The sequence below is a fragment of the Streptomyces hazeniae genome, assembly GCF_031845485.1.
Classification (GTDB): domain Bacteria; phylum Actinomycetota; class Actinomycetes; order Streptomycetales; family Streptomycetaceae; genus Streptomyces; species Streptomyces hazeniae.
Genome location: NZ_JAVREQ010000256.1, coordinates 1 through 386, shown reverse-complemented (window position 1 = coordinate 386; position 386 = coordinate 1). Strand labels below are relative to the sequence as shown.

1 protein-coding gene is annotated in these 386 nt (G+C 66.1%); it reads left to right on the top strand.

Annotated elements, in window-relative coordinates; genetic code table 11:
- The coding region (locus RM572_RS29605; RefSeq protein ID WP_311676418.1) for a hypothetical protein at positions 1-386 on the top strand (386 nt) is incomplete at both ends.

Genomic DNA, 386 nt, shown 5'->3' with positions numbered 1-386 from the left:
GGTTGCCTTGCCGACCGGCCTGGCGTCCGCTGACTCCAGTGCGTCGGGCAACGCGGTGGGCAGGCCCGCCTTCGACAACCCCGCGCCGGGAGTGCGGGCGGCACAGGCCGTCGGCGACAAGGTGTTCAACCAGACGCCCGGCGTCAACAAGACGCTCGACGACAGCCCGTTGGGCGAGGTTTACCACACCAACTTCGGCACGGCGAACTACGCCGATCCCAGCAAGGGCACCAACGGTGTGGTCCAGGGGGAGCTGAACGTCAACGCCGGTAAGTACTACTACAACCAGACGCAGAAGTACTCGAACCAGTACCTCGGCAACAAGATCCTCCCGGACGAGAAGGACCTGCCGGGCACCCTGCCCAAGGCCATCGCTGGGGACGGAC